This is a genomic window from Haloarcula sp. JP-Z28 (assembly GCF_011440255.1).
In the GTDB taxonomy this organism is placed as follows: domain Archaea; phylum Halobacteriota; class Halobacteria; order Halobacteriales; family Haloarculaceae; genus Haloarcula; species Haloarcula marismortui.
The window spans coordinates 29,627-46,413 of the sequence record NZ_JAAOHT010000025.1; the positions used below are offsets into that span (position 1 = coordinate 29,627).

The 16,787-nt window shown below is 60.5% G+C and carries 17 protein-coding genes, 1 tRNA gene, 1 other RNA gene and 1 pseudogene; 6 read left to right on the top strand and 14 right to left on the bottom strand.

The genetic code is table 11. The features are described 5' to 3' along the window. Positions 1-4: 4 nt before the first annotated feature. Together G9463_RS11225 and uvrB are read right to left on the bottom strand one after the other, a co-directional pair. Positions 5-1,567 (bottom strand): sensor histidine kinase KdpD, encoded by a 1,563-nt coding sequence (locus G9463_RS11225; protein ID WP_165896750.1) that lies wholly within the window; start codon positions 1,565-1,567, stop codon positions 5-7. 96 nt (positions 1,568-1,663) lie between these two features. After that, entirely contained in the window at positions 1,664-3,724 is a 2,061-nt protein-coding gene (gene uvrB / locus G9463_RS11230) for an excinuclease ABC subunit UvrB (protein WP_165896751.1), read from the bottom strand. 204 nt (positions 3,725-3,928) lie between these two features. Here uvrB and G9463_RS11235 point away from each other — a divergent pair, with 204 nt between their 5' ends. Further along, positions 3,929-4,537: a hypothetical protein gene (locus tag G9463_RS11235; protein ID WP_240150019.1), complete on the top strand. Its 609-nt coding sequence runs from the start codon at positions 3,929-3,931 to the stop codon at positions 4,535-4,537. A gap of 47 nt (positions 4,538-4,584) precedes the next feature. Here the strand turns inward: G9463_RS11235 and G9463_RS11240 are convergent, their stop codons facing one another. From G9463_RS11240 to G9463_RS11255, 4 genes are all read right to left on the bottom strand, one after another. Continuing rightward, entirely contained in the window at positions 4,585-5,196 is a 612-nt protein-coding gene (locus G9463_RS11240; RefSeq protein ID WP_165896752.1) for a rubrerythrin family protein, read from the bottom strand. Positions 5,197-5,257: 61 nt separating this feature from the next. Continuing rightward, positions 5,258-5,738, bottom strand: an RNA gene (rnpB, locus tag G9463_RS11245) — RNase P RNA component. Positions 5,739-6,063: 325 nt separating this feature from the next. Beyond that, positions 6,064-7,827, bottom strand: a complete 1,764-nt coding sequence (locus G9463_RS11250; RefSeq protein ID WP_165896753.1) for a nitrite/sulfite reductase — start codon at positions 7,825-7,827, stop codon at positions 6,064-6,066. A gap of 92 nt (positions 7,828-7,919) precedes the next feature. Next, the gene (locus G9463_RS11255) at positions 7,920-8,261 is read right to left on the bottom strand and encodes a hypothetical protein (protein WP_004964975.1); all 342 of its coding nucleotides are present in this window, start codon (positions 8,259-8,261) and stop codon (positions 7,920-7,922) included. 233 nt (positions 8,262-8,494) lie between these two features. Here G9463_RS11255 and G9463_RS11260 point away from each other — a divergent pair, with 233 nt between their 5' ends. From G9463_RS11260 to G9463_RS11275, 4 genes are all read left to right on the top strand, one after another. After that, on the top strand, positions 8,495-8,683 hold the full coding sequence (locus tag G9463_RS11260; RefSeq protein ID WP_004964979.1) for a hypothetical protein: 189 nt from the start codon (positions 8,495-8,497) through the stop codon (positions 8,681-8,683). 48 nt (positions 8,684-8,731) lie between these two features. After that, positions 8,732-9,409 (top strand): hypothetical protein, encoded by a 678-nt coding sequence (locus G9463_RS11265; protein ID WP_004964981.1) that lies wholly within the window; start codon positions 8,732-8,734, stop codon positions 9,407-9,409. Between the two features lie 34 nt (positions 9,410-9,443). After that, positions 9,444-9,517 (top strand) — tRNA-Lys (locus G9463_RS11270). 301 nt (positions 9,518-9,818) lie between these two features. Continuing rightward, on the top strand, positions 9,819-10,046 hold the full coding sequence (locus G9463_RS11275; RefSeq protein ID WP_004964985.1) for a hypothetical protein: 228 nt from the start codon (positions 9,819-9,821) through the stop codon (positions 10,044-10,046). A 36-nt stretch (positions 10,047-10,082) separates the two neighbouring features. Here G9463_RS11275 and G9463_RS11280 read toward each other — a convergent pair whose 3' ends face one another. The 4 genes from G9463_RS11280 to G9463_RS11295 all read right to left on the bottom strand — a co-directional run bounded on the left by G9463_RS11280 (position 10,083) and on the right by G9463_RS11295 (position 12,055). Further along, complete coding sequence (locus tag G9463_RS11280; RefSeq protein WP_004964988.1) at positions 10,083-10,949, bottom strand: hypothetical protein; 867 nt, start codon at positions 10,947-10,949, stop codon at positions 10,083-10,085. 112 nt (positions 10,950-11,061) lie between these two features. Then, the gene (locus G9463_RS11285) at positions 11,062-11,394 is read right to left on the bottom strand and encodes a hypothetical protein (protein WP_007189702.1); all 333 of its coding nucleotides are present in this window, start codon (positions 11,392-11,394) and stop codon (positions 11,062-11,064) included. 60 nt (positions 11,395-11,454) lie between these two features. After that, positions 11,455-11,634, bottom strand: coding sequence for a hypothetical protein (locus G9463_RS11290; RefSeq protein ID WP_007189703.1), 180 nt, complete (start codon positions 11,632-11,634; stop codon positions 11,455-11,457). 112 nt (positions 11,635-11,746) lie between these two features. Next, positions 11,747-12,055, bottom strand: a complete 309-nt coding sequence (locus G9463_RS11295; RefSeq protein WP_165896754.1) for a hypothetical protein — start codon at positions 12,053-12,055, stop codon at positions 11,747-11,749. Between the two features lie 79 nt (positions 12,056-12,134). On the opposite strand from G9463_RS11295, the gene G9463_RS11300 reads away from it, so the two are divergent. Further along, positions 12,135-12,548, top strand: a complete 414-nt coding sequence (locus G9463_RS11300; RefSeq protein ID WP_165896755.1) for a hypothetical protein — start codon at positions 12,135-12,137, stop codon at positions 12,546-12,548. Positions 12,549-12,695: 147 nt separating this feature from the next. Here the strand turns inward: G9463_RS11300 and G9463_RS11305 are convergent, their stop codons facing one another. The 4 genes and pseudogenes from G9463_RS11305 to G9463_RS11315 form a co-directional block, all read right to left on the bottom strand. Continuing rightward, entirely contained in the window at positions 12,696-13,838 is a 1,143-nt protein-coding gene (locus G9463_RS11305) for a signal peptidase I (protein ID WP_165896756.1), read from the bottom strand. Positions 13,839-14,077: 239 nt separating this feature from the next. Next, positions 14,078-15,250, bottom strand: coding sequence for a DUF5305 domain-containing protein (locus G9463_RS11310; RefSeq protein WP_370457910.1), 1,173 nt, complete (start codon positions 15,248-15,250; stop codon positions 14,078-14,080). 324 nt (positions 15,251-15,574) lie between these two features. Then, positions 15,575-15,934 (bottom strand): annotated as a pseudogene (locus G9463_RS24025) (LamG-like jellyroll fold domain-containing protein); the annotation flags it as partial. Further along, positions 15,817-16,716: a hypothetical protein gene (locus G9463_RS11315; protein WP_240150020.1), complete on the bottom strand. Its 900-nt coding sequence runs from the start codon at positions 16,714-16,716 to the stop codon at positions 15,817-15,819. The pseudogene G9463_RS24025 and the gene G9463_RS11315, both read right to left, overlap by 118 nt. Between the last annotated feature and the right edge of the window lie 71 nt (positions 16,717-16,787).

A 16,787-nucleotide genomic window follows, 5' to 3' on the forward strand; every position in this document is an offset into this window, starting at 1 on the left:
TTGGTCACATACGCGGGTCAGGGAGGCCGACACGGCAGCCGTAGTGGTAGAGCGCGGCGAGAGAGCCACCCCAGAGGAGATGGGACAGCAGCGCCGCTGCGCTGAGGTTCGGGAGGCTCGCCTCGATACCAACAAGCGAGAGCCACACCGGCATGACGAGCCCGGCTGCCACAAACCAGAGTGCGAGCGACCAGCCGAGGGCGATTCCGTAGTATCGGAGCCGGTCGGAGAGATGGGCTGGCGCGGTTCGGACCAAGGCAGCGTACACCAGTCCGAAGACGACGCTGTGGAACCCGTGTGTGAGCCAGCCGACCAGCGCGTTCTCGACGCCGTACAGCGCCCCGACGACCGGGACGCCCCCGGAGAGGACCTGCATCGGGACGCCCATGACGACGGCGGCGACGAGCGACGCCCCGACAGCCACGCTCAGGCGGCGTGGCGAGAGTCCCAGCACATCGTCGGGCGTAGCCTTCACGACGCCGTCTTCGGCCGAGACACGCAGCAGTGTCAGCGTGACTGTCGTTCCGTCATCCGTGACGGTGGCCGCCGTCCGCCCACCGTAGCTCCGGACGAGCAAGCGAACGAGGTCCAGCCCGAAGCCGGTCGAGCGGTCCTCGTAGGAACCGATTTCACCGCGGGCAAGCAAGTCGAGTTGTCGCTCGGGCAGTCCCGGGCCGTTGTCGCTGACGCTGATGGCGACAGTGTCCTCGGTGGCGGTGACCCCAACCTCGACGCGAGGGCTGTCGCTGTCATTGTAGACGACCGCGTTCTCGACCAGATGCGCGACGAGGTTGTCAAGCATCGTGTTGGCCCGCACCTGCAGGTCCGGGGGCACGTCGGCCCGCAGGTCGTAGTCGGCCGACGGGTGTGTCTCGCGGACGGCGTCGACGCCCGACTCCACGCATGGGACCACGGGGACAGCGTCTAGCGACAGGTCGGCCCCGCCGTGGGTGATGTGTTTCATGTTCTCGACGACCTGCTGGACGCCGGCCGAACGGTCGTCGATGACTGACAGGATGTCGGCCGTGCTGACACCATCCCGTGATTCCGCAATCTCTACCCGACCCCGGATGACCGTCAGCGCGTTCAGGACCCTATCTCGAAGGATGCGGTTGACCAGGTCCAGCCTGGCAGCCTGCTGTTCGAGTTCGTGTTGCTGTCGGTTCGACCGCCCGGCGTAGACGCCAGTGAGTGCGCCGCCGACACCGCCCCCAATGAGGAAGTTCGACAGGTACGACCGGCTCCCCGCGGTTGACAGCGGCCCCATGCTGCCGTTACCAATCAGTGTCACCAGAACGAGGACGAACATCGCGCCAGTGCCTGCGAGACACCACAGCGTGACCGTCCGAACGAAGGCGTGTTCGAACTCACCAACGGCAAGAGCGACACCGAACGCGGACAGCCCCAGACCGAGCACCAGTGGCAACACGCCACTGAAGACGAACGCCATCGGGCCGTCGCTAACCGCCAGCGTGACCGTGAACCGGGTCAGGAAGAAGCCGAGGCCGGCGACAACGAGTCCAGTCGACGAGAAGCCACGACCCACGGAACGGATGTACTCGAACATAGTCTAACCCCGACAGCGCTACCATCGAGATACGTACCATTTCGCATCTGGGTACAAATCGGTTACCCAGTATCGGGGGCGCCGTGAACCGAGAAATCAGAACTCGGGACCGGGTGCCGGCACGCCGTCGCTGTCGTCGCCGCCGTCGAGGTCGAACTCCTCGCGCAGTTCCCGGATACGGTCTCTGATGTCCGCCGCCAGTTCGAACTCCAGATTGTCCGCGGCCTCCTGCATCCGTTCTTCCAGCTGTTCGATCTGGCGGGTGGCCTCGTCGGCGTCACTCGCGCCGTCACTCGAAATGCCGCCGGTCTCGGTCTTGCTCCCGGGCAGGTTCGTCTCGCCGACTTCCTTCTCGATGGTGGTCGGCTCGAAGCCGTGGTCCTCGTTGTACTGCTGCTGGATGCGCCGGCGGCGCTGGGTCTCTTGAATGGCCGACTGCATGGCGTTGCTGCGCTCGTCTGCGTACAGCACCACCTCGCCGTTGACGTTCCGGGCGGCCCGGCCCATCGTCTGGACGAGCGTCGTCTCCGAACGCAGGAACCCCTCTTGATCGGCATCGAGAATCGCCACGAGTGAGACCTCCGGAATGTCCAGTCCTTCCCGGAGCAGGTTGATGCCGACCAGCACGTCGATGTCGCCCAGCCTGAGCGAGCGGATGAGTTCGTGCCGTTCCAGCGTGTCCGTCTCGTCATGCATGTAGGCGACGTTCACGCCGGACTCTTCGAGATACTCCGTGAGGTCCTCAGCCATGCGTTTCGTGAGTGTGGTCACCAGCACCCGTTCGTCGCGGTCGACGCGGTCATCGATGCGTTCTAACAGGTCCTCGACTTGCCCCGTCGCCGAGGCGATTTCGACAGCCGGGTCGACGAGGTGTGTCGGGCGGACAATCTGCTCGACGACCTGGTCGCTGTGGTCGCGCTCGTAGTCGCCCGGCGTGGCGCTCACGTACAGCGTCTGGTCAGTCTTCTCCTCGAACTCCTCGAAGGTGAGCGGGCGGTTGTCGAAGGCCGTCGGCAGTCGGAAGCCGTTCTCGACGAGGCTCTCCTTGCGGCTCTTGTCACCCTCGAACTGGCCGCGGATCTGGGGGAGCGTCTGGTGGGACTCGTCGACAACGGTGAGAAAGTCGTCGGGGAAGTAATCCAGCAGGGTGTAGGGGGCCTCGCCTGTCTCGCGGTCCGAGAGGTGGACCGAGTAGTTCTCGATGCCCGAGCAGTAACCCGTCTCCTGCATCATCTCGATGTCGAACGTGGTCCGCTCCTCGATGCGCTGTGCGGCGACGTGGTTGCCCTGGCGCTCGAAGTAACTGATACGCTGGTCCAGCAGTTTCTCAATTTCGTCGATGGCCCGCTGGAGCCGCTGTTCCGGAATCGAGTAGTGCTCCGCCGGGTGCAACAGCGCGGCTGGCTCCTCGCTTTTGACCTCGCCCTCCAGCGGGTCGACTTTCAGCATCCGGTCGATCTCGTCGCCCCAGAACTCCACTCGGAGGGCGTAGCGGGCGTACATCGGGTAGATTTCGAGCGTGTCCCCGCGCACGCGGAAGGTCCCCTGCGTGAAGTCCACGTCGTTGCGCTCGTAGTTCAGGTCGACCAGCCGACCGAGCAGGTCGTCGCGCTCGATCTCCTGACCCACCTCGAGCGAGAGGGACATGTCGACGTAGTTGCGCGGGTCACCGAGCCCGTAGATGGCCGACACCGACGCGACGACGATGACGTCGTCTCGGGTGAGCAGCGAGCGCGTCGCGGAGTGGCGCAGGCGGTCGATTTCGTCGTTGATGGAGGCGTCCTTGTCGATGAAGGTGTCCGTCTGCTCGACGTAGGCCTCGGGCTGGTAGTAGTCGTAGTAGGAGACGAAGTACTCGACGGCGTTGTCCGGGAACAGCTCGCGGAACTCCTCGTACAGTTGTGCTGCAAGGGTCTTGTTGTGAGCGATAACGAGGGTCGGCTGCTGGATCTCCTCGACGACCCACGAGACGGTGTTGGTCTTCCCAGAGCCGGTCACACCGAGCAGTGTCTGCCGGTCCATCCCCTGACGATAGCCCGACGCCAGCTGTTCGATGGCCTCGGGCTGGTCGCCCGCGGGGTCGAACGGGGCGTCGACACGGAACTCGCGGTCGACATCTGGTCGGTCGATAGAGAGGGGGCCGCCGGTGTCGCTCATTACCTACACATCGGGCTGGATGGACTTGAGCCGCGTGGTTCATGTAAGATCGGACCAGTCGGCCTGTGTTGTAAAGGTGATACGACAACCCGGAGACGGAGAGAAGATACAACAGTGGTCGTCTCGAAAGTAAGCATCCGATACGGTTCAGGCGGATACAAACAGTCTTGTAGTTTTATTCTGTTTCACACTCGAATATCTGACATGGGTGAGACAGAAACATCGACCGAGAGCGAGGAGATTCTCGACAGCGGGCGCTGGTCGGTCGGAAACTGGGCCGTTATCGGGCTGTTCTTCGTTCTGACTATTGTCGGCATCGCAATGGCTGCGGGAGCAGGCGGCCGTGAGCTACTCACTGCAACAGTCGGCCCTGGCGGGCCGGGAGTCATCATACCGGTGGCTGTCTTCCTGTATTCGGGACTGGGTGCGCTGGGCTATGTCTTCACGAAACTGATGACCTCACTCGACGACTACGACAAGTGGAGCGACTTCGAAAACCTCGCCGAGATGTTGATGCGGATTCCCGCCGCCTGGCTTCTGGCTGTCGGCGTCTACCAGTTCGGCAGTCTGGCACTCGGCTCAACGGAACTCGCGTCGTCGCAGCTGGCCACCGGTATCCCGTTTCTCGTCGGCCTCTACGTCAATGTCGCGTTCAAGTGGCTGGGCGGTCTGGCGGATCGACTACTCGGACAGCAGGTAGAGCGGACAGGGTGGGTAGATAGCAACAGCGGGCCAAGCGGTGGGCAGACCACGGCTGATCGTGGGCCCGGCGAGCGGAGTCCGGACTCCCAGGGGCCAAGCGGAGACGACTGAGGCGTCGTCATCTGGCGCTCCCAGCGAGGTGCGGACACGAAGAACGGTCAGCAGACCGGTTTCGGGTTCACGCCGAGGTCTTCGAGCGTCTCGAAGTACTCGTCGTAGGCCGTCGAGATTACGTCGATAGCAGCCGCCTCCGCGGCGTCCCAGTCATCGTCATCCTCGCAGACAGCATCAAGTAGTTCAGCGGCCTCGTCGCGGAGGGCCACCACGTCGCTGCCGGCGCTGCGGAACGTACTCGCGGTCTGTGGGTCCGCCTGGCCGGTGAAGAAGCCGGTGTACTGCTCCTTTACTTTCTTGTCGACGAGCGTCCAGCCGACGAAGCCGCCAAGGCGCTCGACGGTCCCGTCGAAGTCGTCGAGTACGTCGTGCATCGCCGGCGTTCGGTCGGCCGGCTCGGCGTCGAGGCTGTCACGGCGCTCGGCCGTCTCGGCCGCCGCATCGGCAAACAGCGCGGCCGCGTCGTCGTTCGCGTCGTCGCTCCAGGCATCGAACGTCTCGTGGGCCGCCTGCTCGCGGGCGGCCGCCGCCGCCAGTACCACGTCCGGTTCCATCTCGCCGCGGGTGTCGGCGTACAGCGTCTTCGAGGAGCCCAGTCGGGAGAGTTCCGTCTGCTGGTCGTCACGAACGGCGTCGATAAGGTCGGCTGCGGTCATACTCTGGCCTGTGGCCGGCGCGGGCTTGTAACCATCGGACCCGGCGCTCGAAGGCTCGTATGGCTGCGGGGAGTAAGCCCCCTTCTGTTCGGGCCAGCATTCGGCTGAGCGGCCACGTCCAGCGCTTGCGCGCGGCGTCGGACTACCTGTCGACGCGGCCTTGCACCGGTGAGGTTTCGCCGTTCCATCGGTCCGTCGCCGGAAGCGTGGGGCATCGAAGATGGCCCACGGAATGCGTGGGGCGTCTCAGACGGCCCACGTGTGGAGCACAACTGTGGTCCACGAACGCGCGCCCCGGAGTCACCGGGTCGCGACTGCCCTCGGTGGGTTAGCTCTCCCTCGCTTTGGCCGCGTGCCGCACCGTCTGGTGGGGCACGACCAGCCTCGCTCGGGATTCGCACACCTCATCGGTCCGGCGACGACGTGTCGTTGCTGTTCCAGAGCCGACGGTCTCCCGCCCCGGGCTTGCGCCCGGTCACCTGTCCGACAGGTGGGGGGACTTTCCTCATGGCTTGCGCCACGGGAGCCGGCCTCCCGCTGCCACCAACAGGTACGCCAGTGCCGTGAATAAGGCTTACCAACGACCTTTTTCGGCGTCGGGTTCGCGCTTCGCGCGAACCACTCCTTGAAAAACGTCGATGAAAAAAGCGCGAATCGCAACGCGATTCGCGTGAAACCGCTCGCTTCGCTCGCGGTATGCGCAACAGCAGCAGCAGCTACTGATTTTGTGTATTCGAGCGAGCCTGCCCTTCCCCGGGTCGCGCGACAGAGCGCGCTCCCGGCCAACACTATGTTTGAAAGGTAGTAGAGAAAGCGAGCAACCGCACGATTCGCAAAAACCGAACCGGGAATGCTCAGGAGTGCGCCTTAGTCGTCGGAGGGCAGGGGCTCACCAGAGCCGTCAGTCGGCGCGGGCGAGGCCTGCATGTCGTCGTCTTCTGCGTAGGGGTACCACGTCATCTTCGTGTTGTGCATATACGGGTCGTGGTAGTCCGTCTCTTCGGGCTCGACCATCTCGGCCAGCGTCTCCTCGTCGCGGTCCGCAACGAAGTCACGGAAGGTCTCGCCGCCCTCGCGGGCGTCCTCGAAGTTGTTGACGAGGTTCTTGATCGCGCCGGGGACTTCGTCGGCCGGGACGCGCATCTCCACCCAGTCAGCGAAGCGCGGGTCGTCGCCGAGGCCGCCGCCGAGACCGATGTCGAGCGCCTCGACCGGTTCGCCGTCCTTGCGGGTCTTCATCCCGCGCAGGGAGACGTCGGCGATCTGGGGCTGGGCGCAGGAGGCCGTACAGCCCGAGAGGTGGATGTGGAAGTCCTTGTGGTCCTCGGGCAGTTCGACGTTGTCCTTGAGCCAGCGGGCGTACCGCACTTGGCGGTTCTTCGTCTCGACGATAGAGAGCGAGCAGTACTCCGTGCCCGTGCAGGCGATGGAACCGCGCATGAACGGTGACGGGTCCGGGGAGTAGTTCTCCAGCAGGGGTTCGCTGGTGAACGCGTCGAGGTTCTCCTCGGGCACGTCGGTGACGATGATGTTCTGACGCTGGGTCAGTCGAACCTCGCCGGAGCCGTACTCGTCGGCGAGTTCGGCGAGTTCAAGCACGTCGTCGGCACCCATGCGGCCGACCAGCACGTTCAGGCCGATGTAGTAGTTGCCGTCGTTCTGCTCGTGAATCCCGACGTGGTCGTTGTGTCCGTCTTGGGACCCAGTGTTGTAGCTGTACTGGTCGCGCATATCCTCGCCAGCAGTCGGGAGTTCGAAGTCGACGTACTCCTCCTGCAGGACCGAACGCATCTTCTCGGGCCCCCACTCGTCCATGAGGAACTTGATGCGAGCGTTGAAGCGGTCCTCGCGGTCACCGTAGTCACGGAAGAGCGAAGACATGCCGTGGGCCACGTCAGCGGCCTGCTCCGGCGGGACCCACACGTCGATGTCGCGGGCGAGACGCGGTTCCTTGCGGGAGAGGCCGCCGCCGATACGGACGTTGAAGCCGAGTTCGCCGTCCTTCTCAGCGGGCTCGAAAGCGAGGTCGTTGATGTCGCCCTGGCCACAGCCCTCGTCACAGCCGGCGATGGCGACCTTCCACTTGCGCGGGAGGTTCGAGTAGTCGTCGTTGCCCTTGAACGTCTCGTGGAGGTCCTCGGCAACGGGCCAGGCGTCGACGTGCTCGTGCTTGTCCTTGCCGGCAACCGGGCAGCCGACGATGTTCCGCCAGGAGTCACCACAGGCCTGCTGGGTGCCCAGACCGACGGCTTCGAGCTTCTCGAAGATTTCCGGGATGTCCTCCAGTTTGATCCAGTGGAGCTGGATGCTCTGACGGGTCGTCCAGTCACAGTAGGCCTCGCCGAACTCCGGATTATCGACGGGACCAGTTGCGTACTCCTTTGCGACTTCGCCGATAACTTCAAGCTGGCCGGGCTTGATGACGCCGTTTGGTGTCCCGATACGCATCATGAAATACGACTCCTGGCCGGAGCGCTGGTGGTACAGGCCCCACCACTTGAAGCGCTCGAACCAGGCGTCGTGTTCGTCTTCCGGGATGGCATCCCAGCCCTGCTCTGCGAACTCCATCAAGTGCTCCCGGATCTCGTTACCGTAAACCTCGTCCTTCCAATTCTCGACTTTCGTGGGCATAGCTAATGTGTTTTTCCACAAGTCTCACTGACTTATACAACACACTTTGCCGTCAACCGTCTCCCCCACTCCCCGAAACAAGCAACTGTTGCCTATTCTTTGGGACTGGCGAGCCGGGTTCGCTTCGCCGGGAAATGGACGCTCTCGTGGACGACACCGTGGAACTCGCCGGAGTCTGGGTCCACGACGCGCCCGACCGTCAGCCAGTCGGTCACGCCGCTTTCACCACAGGAGATACACTGGCCGGCTATTCGCGCCTGGATATCGAGATAATCAACGCCCACTTCCACGAACCCCTCAGCGAGCAAATCCGTCGTCTCACACCCACAGAAGTCACTTCGAGCCAACAACCACAGGTCCGAGACGTTCACTTCCCGCGAGTCGTTGACGGAAATCCAGGCTCCGTCGTCGAGCTGGTGAACGTCAGTCGTCATTACATCTCATTAGATTCTCGAAACACCTGAGGGCATCGGCGGGTGCAAGTATCACCGGGTCGAGTCGAATCCGCCGCAGTCATGCGGTGAGTGTCTCACGATACTGACCCGCTATTTGTTGGGCTCTGTCCGAGATACACACATATGTTGCCTGTAAGTCGCAGTGCGGGCCAAGCTTACAGCAGAGTCCGTCCTTAAGATAGTGGGGATATTACAGAGGAGTACGACATCCCGTGGCGGCCACGCTGGTCGTCGCTGTGAGAGAAACGATGACGAACGCACAACAGACCCACGACGACGATGCCGAGCGCGAAGAGCCAACGACAGACCACCTCGACAATGTCGAGGACGGCTGTGGCTGCACAGAAATCTGGGAGCACATGAGCGAAGAACGCGAAAGCGAGAGCGCATCCGACGACTGACACCCCTGTACGGGGTACTTTTGTGCGGCGCTTCCTAAACACAGATCGATGCCAGAGGGGCCCGATAACTACGTTCCATCGACCGACCGCGAATCACCGGTCGGGAAGCCGGTCATCCGCGGAGACCCAGCACTCACGGGACAGCGACCCGAGGAGGCCATCGAGTTCGATCCCGACGACCCCGAGAGCCTCGAACTCGCCGCCAAGACAGTCAAGAAATTCTCCGAGAACACCGCCGGCGGCGACGACAACGTCTTTATTCTGCGCGGCGCGGCCGCGTGTGCAGCCCTAGTTCGCGGCGAAGGGTCCTACAAGGCCGCTGCCGAACGGGCCGGTGGCGAAGCCTCGGTCTCGTTCATCCGGAAGTGGTCCCGCGTCCACGACCTCCCTCGATCCGTCCGTATTCACGTCGCTATGGGGCATATCGCGCCAACGGCGGCCAAACACATCGCCAGAGTCTCAGGCGAGTCTCGCCTCCTGCTTGCGTGGGCCGCCCTCGACCACGACCTCACTGTCCGCCAGATCCGATCCGTTGCCAGCAGTGTCAACGACGGCGCGTCCGTAGACGCGGCGCTCGCCAGAAACGGGTACGCACTGGGTGAGATACGAACGCAACTCGACCGCGACGCCTACTGTCGACTCCGCCGGCAGGCCGCACTCGATGGGGCGTCCCCCGGGGAAGTCATCAGTGAGGCTATCGAGTCGTACTTCGACGACGGACCGTAAGGCCTTAATCGCCGCTCCCCCGAGCGAATAGCGAGGGCCGGTAGCTCAGTTAGGCAGAGCGTCTGGCTTTTAACCAGATGGTCGGGGGTTCAACTCCCTCCCGGCCCGTTACCCTATGACCGACAGTGAATAGTGGTAACACTGTGGAGGGGTTGAACCCTGCCGGTCGCGCGCAACGGAGTTAGCACGTCTTCCTCCGGTTGAATTCCCTCCCGGCTCGTTGCCCTGCGAACGACAGTGAGCAGTGGCAACAACAGGAAGCCGTTGAACTACGCCACGAGCGAAGGCAGTGAGCGAAGTAGAGGTGGTTCAATGCCCTCCCAGCCTGGTGTGTTATGAATAAAGGCAGCGCGACAGTGCATAGTCCGAGACCAGTTCATTTACCACCGAGACAGTAAATGTTATTAATATGAATGGAAGTGCCAGTACACTTCAGCGCGTCCTCACACAGCCGTTGCGCCCGCTAGGTGTCACTGTCGGTGTATTGCTCGTCGTCGCTACGCTCGCGGCGGTTGCCGGCACACCGTGGCAGACGCACGCGTCAATGACAGCGGCGATTGTACAGATGCTTGCGGCGGTTCTGATGGGTGTGGTCGGTGTCGGACTGGCGTACATCAGCTGGGCAGCCGACGCGTAAGCCGGTCGTCGAAAAAGCCGAAAATAGATGTCGTTGTTATCCGCGGACAGGCATATACGCCATCCCTAGCATCAGCACAGCAGCGATGCCGGAGAGAATCGAGACGCCCCAGAAGCCGTTCTTGCGCTCGTGGAAGTAGTCCTGCTGGTCGAGCGTCGCCTGGTACTGGCCGTACTGCTGAATCGGGACGATCTGGACGGTGCTATGATCGGGGAAGTGCGTGAAGAACTGCTGCTCGTTCAGCGTGACGTTCCCACCCTCCGAGAGTTCGACCGTGTTCTCGCGCGGGGCGAACCATTCGAGCGTCGCGCCGTCAGCGGTCACTTCGGAGATTGTGGTCTCCTGTGTGCCGCTGTCGGTCGCGTACGGGTAGGTATCACCGGTCGTAAACGTCACTGTCTCAGGCTCGGGGAGCCACTCACTCAGCGGGACTTGCGTGTTGTTCGACTGGTAGACCACATACTCGGTCCCGTTCTGGGTCGCAAGTGTGTTCTTGACCGAGGAGTCCTCGGCGAGGAGCGCACTGACGTTGAGTTCTTCTTCGAGGGTCACCGTACTCTCGTTGCTGTCAGTGTGTACGCGGTAGGTGTCGTTCTGGTAGGTCGTCGTGGAGTTGTGCTCTACTGTTGCAGTATACTGTGACGATTCATTCGTCCACGAGAGGTCAGCTGCCATACTGCCGCCACCACCGCCGTGGCCGCCACCGCCACCGCCGGACATGTGGATGTTTGTGGCTGTGTATTCCGTTCCGTCGACAGTGAACGTACTCTCGTTGGTCAGTTCGGCGTCAGCGTCGAGCGACACCGCCGGCCGCTGACTCTCCGCGACGCCGATGTAGGCGTACGCAGCAACACTGATAACGAGGAAGAACGCGAAGTACGCCGCCGCGGCTCGTCGTTGCATATCAGGAGGGTCAGTCGCCGCGCCGTTTAATGATTACTTTTCGAGCGTATCGGTACGCGGGTGGCACGGGCCGTTTCGCCCCAGCAACGACGGTGTCGATGAACCGCACTGGTCAGGCTGTCTCAGACTCGCCAGCGAGAACATCGTAGCTGTCGAGCGTCCCTGCCATCGACGGGGCGTCCGAATCGTCTTTCCGCTGGGTGCCGTAATCCATCCACACGCCGCTCGTGTAACTGTACATCTCGAAGGCGGCGTCGGTTTCAACGACGATGTCGATGACCGCGTCCTCGGGAGCGTCATCGAGAACGACAGCCGACCGAACGTCGTTGTCGTGGTGCATCACCCAGACCGCGACAGCGCCGTCAATGTCATCCAGTAGGGCACTGGCTTCCGCTGGCGAAAACGGGCGGTGAGGCCAGTCGTCGACGGGTTCTGGCTCGTCCATACTGGGAGCACGGGCCGGAAGGGTATCGGTGTTCCCCCGTTACGCGGAGTCGCCCGACCGTCAGTCGGCGAAGTAGCTGGTGAAAAATCCGGAGAGGAACGACGAAATGGCAACGGCCAGAGCCATATCAGTCAGGCTCCACGGCGCATCTTCGTCGTCGGCCAGCCAGACAGTGATAGCGACACTGATTCCCAGTGAGACAATCCCGTTGAGGAGGTGCTTGTTCTTGAGCAGACTCATACGCCTGTTCGTTGGTGCGGGGTTCGTATAGAGATTACCCACGGGCGGTGTGTCCGTTGATTGAAACGGAGCCACTGGATTCGCTTGACGGGTGGCTCCGGCGCTGAGACAGTTATCCGTCACAGCAAACCGTGTACCGGACGTCTGAGTGGACGAGCGATTCAACTGTCTCAACGACATCATCGATTGTCTCGAACTGCCCGAACTTGCTCACGACCGACCCGTCCGCGCGTAACACGACCGTCCACCGGTGTCCGTTCGGGCTATCGGCCCGTTCAAACGCGAACTCGCGGTCAGGTAGTCGAGCGATGACTGGGCCGTCAGCGGTGACCGTCCACGAGACGCTATCGGCAAGCGCGCCCTCCAGTGCCATTTCGAGTCGTCGGCCGAGTCTGGCTGTCGGTTCGTCCCGTGCGTCCATACAGAAGCATCGAGGTGTAGAAGCATAAGCCGTTGTGACACTACACAACGTTCAAACGGCCCAAACCCATACTGAGAATGTGACTCAGTCGCTTCTCGTCTACGACGGCAGTACCGACCTGTTCCGGCGCGCTGCCGAGACGGTAACCCGCTGTGCCGCGGATATCACGCCTGTTCCTTGGGAATCCGATGCGATTCAGGCGTTCCTCCAGGCACAGTTTGACGACCTCCCGTTCGCGTTCATCCTGATCGAAGGGGAATCCGTCCACGTCGGCGAAGCGGCTGTGAAGGAAGCGCTGGAAGGCCTCGATGTCGCGGCCCCCGTCGCTCGGTTGGCCGAACAGGTGTATCCCACCGCCGCCGCGCCGTTCGGGCGTGTCGTCCACGGCCAAGTTCCAGCCGACATCCACGGGACCTTTCCACTGGACGAGACAGCGAAACGCCACATCGAACCGCTCCGACAGGTCCACACGATCCCTGTCGAAACGGAGTAATCGAAACGGTCAGTGTCTGGCTGGTGAGAACTGGCCTGTCGTGCGGTCGATTCTCCCGCAGGAACTACGGCGACCACGACTGCCGTTTCGACGTGTTCGGACGGTGCGTCGCCAAGCACGCTGCGGTACGTTGAACAATCCATTCAGTCACAGCAGTCTGCGCTTTACTCGCAGATACAGCGGGACATCCCGGTCAGTGTCACGGACACGTCGTTTGCTTGTCCCGAGCAACCCGATAACGAATGCCAGCACAGCCACGGTGAGCGCCGCATTGATCACACCCAGTGCCACCAGTGGGTGAATGTCATGCATTGCGATAATGACGGAGGGAGGCAGCAAAACGATGTACCGGTGCTCAGAGACGGTCACAACCTTCTGTTCGCCTCGGGGTGGTGCGGGTGCATACAACGCTGTTGAGTCCGTTTCACCGCCAGGGACGTCGAGCCACCGGTTCTCGATTGTCGTCTGACCGGACGCGTTAAACACGACGAGCATCGTCACCAGTGCGTCTTCGTTGTTGGCCACAAGCGTGGCTTCAACCGGTTCACCGGGGGCGACGTTGTTCCCGGTTGCGATCTCACCGGCCGGGATCTGATGGGTCGAACTCGGGGCAACCATTGCGATGTTGGCTGGCACGATGATAATTGCAGTCAGAAAGAGCGCGGCGTATCGCGGATCGAAGGTATCCTGTCCACGCGAACGGGCTCGTTCGCGCGAGGAACCATTCACGATCCCACTGCCGATGCTTATTGCAAACAGTATCACGCCGGAGGCCAGCATCACCGATCCTGCCTGCCAAGATTTGGCTGCCTGCTCAACTCCAAGGACCGTCGTAACCGCAGTCAGAATGTTCGTGACAACGACGCGGCTGGCGAGGATGGCCGTGCCGAAATTCGGGATTGTCACCACCTGTCCACCGGGTTGCCAGGCGACCGCAACGATCTGGCTTTCAGTCACTGGGGGTTCGGCCCCATCCTGATCCGTGAACGGGTTCGCATCCCCCCTGGTAATGTATCCTTGCTCAGTTTCACCGACAACTCGGTGTGTCGTCAACTCCCCACCACGAATGTCCTGTGACTGGAACACGATGACATCGCCCTGTTCAATGTCGCCCGCAACCTGCTCCGGAATCGCAACGAAGCCGTCGCCTTCCTGAATCGTTGGCGACATACTTCCGGACACGACAAAGCTCAAAAGTACCGGCTGCCCAACCAGTGCACCTACGATGAGTGCCAGAACCAACACAAACCCGGCGATTGTCAGCCCTCTCGCCACATACGTTCGGAACATACCAGTCTGTTGCTACGCGATGTAGACTAGCAGAATATAAATCGGTGTTGCTGAGTCGATGGGAGTGACGCAACCACCCTGTCGTCACGGGATACTGCGTTCCGAACCATCGTTTGTGGCAGCCAGGAGCAGTGTCTCCCGCTATCAGGATCTATCCCCTCCGTGGCCACAGAGTGGCATAAGCAGCACAAGCTATACCGGAGCAATCAACAATTGCAGAAAGTGACCGATCAACGGCGTCATCCGTCGTTTGAATCGGACGGCTCGTTTTCATCAGGATGTGTCACATCAGCATTATCAGTCGAGTCGGTGAAAAGCAGGCTTGAAAGCGACGCCGTCGCTCCTTCTCTGTCTTCCACGGTGGGCTCAGTATCGCGTGTCGATGGTGACGCGAGCGGGTCGACAGTCGGTGGCGCCGTGTACGTGTAGATTTCACTATCAACGAGGACTGCATACTGATCGCCGTCTTCGAGGACGCGCCTGTCACTATCGATAGCAATGTCAACAAGATCTACCAGCGAGTCCGTCGGGACAGGTGTCCGGTCGTCGGCATCCGGGATTCGTGCCGTCGAGATCCACTCGTCGAAATCGTTACGTGCACGCTCGAACTCGTTGCGCGCTCGCTCGCGGTCGGTGACTACAAGCCAGCCACGCCAGCGTGCTGTCCCGAGGAAGGCTATACAAAACAGTCCGAACACACAGAGCACAGGCCCGCCGTACAGTTCCAGCCGTGTCGGTTCGATGGTCCGAGTCACCTGCTCGGTCGCGTCGTAGGGGGTCTCTCCGGCTGTGGTAGTGCTAACGCGGTAGACACTCTGTCCGGGCACAATTTCGATGCGGTCGGTGCGGGTATCCGTGAACGTCTCTCCGTTGACCGACGACTCGACGGTCGTATCGGCGACAAGGAGGACCTCTGTCTGTCCGGGGGCAGCCCCCAGATCGTTCTGTATTGCTTCGGTACGGTTGAGGATTGTCGGGATATCCACGCTAACTGTGGTTGTTGCCGCCTCGCCGTCTGCTATCTCGACGGCATCGAGTGTGTCGAGCGAGTCGCGTGTCTGCCAGTGGACCACCTGATTCCCGTTTCGCTCCTCAACAGCGCGGATGACCAGTGACAGGTTCGTCGAGGTCACTGCCGCGTTCCCCTCAGTGTTGTCGTGTGAAACCGTGTACGTGCCATCGAGTTCGGGCGATGCCGTCGTGAAATACAGCGACCGGTTGCTAAGTCGCTCACCCGCACTGAAAACCTCGGTATCACGCGAGACTGTGGCGCCGTGTTCGAACTCGCTTTCCACCGTCCACGTGCCGACGGTCTGTTGTTCAGTAACCGTTTCTGCTCCGTCAACATGGCTGTCGTACGTGACGTAGCCGCCAGCAAGCGTTAGCGTAAGTGTAACGAGTAGTAATAGCACAAACCAGCGATTAAGAGCGGAGCGAATAGACACTGAAAACAACTTATCCATTTTCACCATTTACACCCGGTAACCTGCGATGCGACGTGACTACTGGCCTCCTTGGGTCCAGCACACTAGCGTTTTCTGCTTCATTTGATTCGCCGTTGGCCAGATATTGTTTCGTTGCACGCACTACGGACAGTATGGTTTGGATAGATACGCTCATGGAACTCAGCCGCCTATGCTGCCGCTATCGCCGTCTTTGCTTGTCTCGTAGAGATTTTGAACCTGCTCGCTGGTGAGCGCGGTGTCGTAGGCTTTTGGCTCGTCCATGTAACCATCAAACGGAAAACTGAGATCGTCATTACCGTCAATCCCGTTGCCTATCCGGAGTGGTTCATCGGACCCAAACGGGTCTTTTAGATCGCCGCTGTATCCATTATTTTCATAATCTCCATTTATATAGACTTTGTCTTCAGGTGGCTTAGACGACCGGTGGGTCCAGACAACATGGTTCCAATTACCTTCACCCACTGTTGCACCTGTCTTTATTACATTCGTCTTTCCATCTTTCTGCCCAGTTTCTATGCCGATTTCAAATTTATTGTCAAATCTATAGTCAGTTTCACCGAGGAAAAACTGGTATCCCTTCTCAGCATCAGAATCCCGGTTATTGCTGGGAGAATCCCACTTACTGAACAGTCGCGAATACAAATTCGGTATTGAATACGGCCGTATCCAGACGGAAAAAAATCGTCTCCTTTCGTGAAATCTAATTTGGAGCTGTCAGAAAGTTCAATAACGTCATCTCCAAAACCGTCGTCATCTCTGGAACCGTCGTAATAGAGCACATTATCAGCTTCAGCCGGTTCATACCCAATATCCTCATATCTTGGACGAGTAGCACCGTTACTACCCCATTCGTCTGGAACCGTTTCACCGTCAACTTCCTCGAAATTCCACCATGAAACCCGAGGATCATCATAGATGAGTTCAACCGTTCGACTCAAGATTACCTCCTGATTGCCAGCGGTGGCAGCAATATCAAGCGTGATATCGTATGACTCGTCGTTAGGACTCTCAGGGAATTTAAGAATGGCTTCGATGCTCTCAGTATCGCCTTTATTAATCGTATCCGGCAGGTTTATAAAGCCACTATTATCTTTGAACACGTTTTCTTTCTGAACAAGATTACCACTACTATCCGTGATTTCGATTATGTCCGCATCTATATCGCCACTACTGATCTGAGCGCCCAAGTCGTTGTTCTTTAATTCGATCAGCGATACTGTCTCGCCAGGCCCTCCAATAGAACTTTTTCCGCTGACTCCGAGCAACGGACCGTCAGAACTGTCTCCAGTCGTATTAATATTCACCTGACGGTCAGCAGTCACGTCTGTGAACCCACCAGTTCCCCACGTAAGGAGTCCGGCACCGCTACCGATCAGTGCGAGTGCACTCCGGCGAGTCCACTTCTTGCTCATATTTCAACATCCGGGGGCGTCTCGCCCGATCCAAGGCGGAGTTGCTGGCTCTGCCAGACGTGATACAGCCC

Coding starts and splice junctions, on each gene's coding strand:
- G9463_RS11225 (WP_165896750.1), bottom strand. CDS start 1,567: ATGTTCGAGTACATCCGTTCCGTGGGTCGTGGCTTCTCGTCGACTGGA.
- uvrB (WP_165896751.1), bottom strand. CDS start 3,724: ATGAGCGACACCGGCGGCCCCCTCTCTATCGACCGACCAGATGTCGAC.
- G9463_RS11235 (WP_240150019.1), top strand. CDS start 3,929: ATGGGTGAGACAGAAACATCGACCGAGAGCGAGGAGATTCTCGACAGC.
- G9463_RS11240 (WP_165896752.1), bottom strand. CDS start 5,196: ATGACCGCAGCCGACCTTATCGACGCCGTTCGTGACGACCAGCAGACG.
- G9463_RS11250 (WP_165896753.1), bottom strand. CDS start 7,827: ATGCCCACGAAAGTCGAGAATTGGAAGGACGAGGTTTACGGTAACGAG.
- G9463_RS11255 (WP_004964975.1), bottom strand. CDS start 8,261: ATGACGACTGACGTTCACCAGCTCGACGACGGAGCCTGGATTTCCGTC.
- G9463_RS11265 (WP_004964981.1), top strand. CDS start 8,732: ATGCCAGAGGGGCCCGATAACTACGTTCCATCGACCGACCGCGAATCA.
- G9463_RS11275 (WP_004964985.1), top strand. CDS start 9,819: ATGAATGGAAGTGCCAGTACACTTCAGCGCGTCCTCACACAGCCGTTG.
- G9463_RS11280 (WP_004964988.1), bottom strand. CDS start 10,949: ATGCAACGACGAGCCGCGGCGGCGTACTTCGCGTTCTTCCTCGTTATC.
- G9463_RS11285 (WP_007189702.1), bottom strand. CDS start 11,394: ATGGACGAGCCAGAACCCGTCGACGACTGGCCTCACCGCCCGTTTTCG.
- G9463_RS11290 (WP_007189703.1), bottom strand. CDS start 11,634: ATGAGTCTGCTCAAGAACAAGCACCTCCTCAACGGGATTGTCTCACTG.
- G9463_RS11295 (WP_165896754.1), bottom strand. CDS start 12,055: ATGGACGCACGGGACGAACCGACAGCCAGACTCGGCCGACGACTCGAA.
- G9463_RS11305 (WP_165896756.1), bottom strand. CDS start 13,838: ATGTTCCGAACGTATGTGGCGAGAGGGCTGACAATCGCCGGGTTTGTG.
- G9463_RS11315 (WP_240150020.1), bottom strand. CDS start 16,716: ATGAGCAAGAAGTGGACTCGCCGGAGTGCACTCGCACTGATCGGTAGC.